Source organism: Rhodococcus sp. CX (assembly GCF_015865005.1).
Taxonomy (GTDB): domain Bacteria; phylum Actinomycetota; class Actinomycetes; order Mycobacteriales; family Mycobacteriaceae; genus Rhodococcus.
In genome coordinates, this window is record NZ_JADZGH010000121.1 from 1 (window position 1) to 1670 (window position 1670).

Here is a 1670-nt window from a genome sequence, read left to right on the forward strand (position 1 = left end):
GCCGTCTCCTCCACACCGAAATCGGCACACACGTCCCGTGATTCGCGGTATCGGCGGGCGGAGTCGAGGTCGGAGACGAGGGTGGGTTCGGTCGCGCCGTCGAATGCACGGGCCCATGCGTCGAGCGATGTCTCGATGTCCTGCTCGCCGATCCAGGCCAGGAAGTCGCGGTAGGACCGGGAGCGCGGCAGCATCGTGTCGTCGCCGTCGGTGGCATAGAGCACGAGCAGTTCCTTCAGCAGCAACGGTGTCGACCAGCCGTCGAGCAGCAGGTGGTGGTTGGTCATCACCAGCCGATGGCTGTCCGGTCCGGTGGTGACCAGCAGCCACCGGATCAGCGGCGCCTGCGCCGGGTCGAACCGGGTGGCGCGATCCGCGGCCATGACCGCGGCGAACTCGCGGTCGAGGGTGGTCTCGTCGGATCCGGACAGGTCCAGCGTGTCGAACGGGACGTCGAGGTGGTCGTGGATCACCTGGACGCTCGGTGCGCCCGGCGACCGTACGAACGCGGTTCGCAGGTTGGCGTGGCGTTCGAGCAGCACCTTTCCGGCGCGCCGCAACCGCTGCGGGTCGACCGTTCCGCGCAGTTCGAGTACCAGTTGCACCAGGTACGCGTCGACCGAATCCTCCGACACCAGCGCGTGGAACAGCAGGCCCTCCTGCAGCGGCGACAGCGGCCACACGTCGGTCAGATCCGGATACCGCCGCTCGAGCTCCTCGATCTGTGCCTGCTCCAGCGTGACCAGACCCAGATCCGACGGCGTGAGGCCGCCGGCCACGGTCGCGAGGGCGGCGATGCGCTCGAGGACGTCGACCCACAGCCGGGCGACTGCGTCGACCTCGGTGGTGGTGAGCATCCCGGTCGGGAACGACCAGATCGCCCGCAGGCGTGAGCGGCCTCCGTCGTCGAGGGTGAGCGCGTTGACGTCGAGGACCGCCGGCACCGGGAGATCCGGATTCTGTGCGACGGAGAGATCGCCGGCGTCGTCGACGGGCATCCAGGGCACGTCCTGAGTTGTCTCGGTCGATCCTGTGGTCACGCGTCCCAGATAGTTGAATGCGACCTGCGGTGGTGTGCACTCGGCGAGGACGCGTCCGGCCTCCCCACCGAGGTGACGCAGCAATCCGAAGCCGATGCCGTGGTCGGGGACCGCGAGAAGCTGTTCCTTGACCGACTTGACGACAGCCCCGAGATTCGGTCCGCCCTCGCACGCGTCGGCGAGATCGAAGCCCGAAAGGTCCAGGCGCATCGGATAGCTCGTCGAGAACCAGCCGACGGTGCGACTCAGATCGGCGCCGGGAACGACGCTTTCCTCACGACCGTGGCCCTCGAGTCCGATCACCGCGTCCGTCAGTGCGGGATGACCGTGGTCGCGCCGCCACGTGGTGAGGGCGACGGCGAGAGCGGCGACGAGCCCGTCGGACACGCTGCCGTGGAACGCGTCCGGGACGGTGGTCAGCAGCGCCTCGGTGACCTCCGCCGACAGTTCGACCTCGACGCTGCCGGTCGTGGCGGCGGTGTCCGTCGCCGGATCCAGCGGCCTGGACCCGATCGTCGGGTCGTCCGCGGCCGCGGTCGCGCGCCAGAAGTCGAGTTCGGCGAGCCGTTCGGGTTGCTGCGCGGCCTCGACCAGACCGTGCGCCCAGCGGCGCATCGACGTACCGACCGC

1 protein-coding gene is annotated in these 1670 nt (G+C 69.3%); it reads right to left on the reverse strand.

Features of this window, described 5'->3' with window-relative positions; genetic code table 11:
• Positions 1 to 1670: condensation domain-containing protein (locus tag I0Q12_RS13065; RefSeq protein ID WP_197252326.1), on the reverse strand; the 1670-nt coding region annotated here is incomplete at both ends.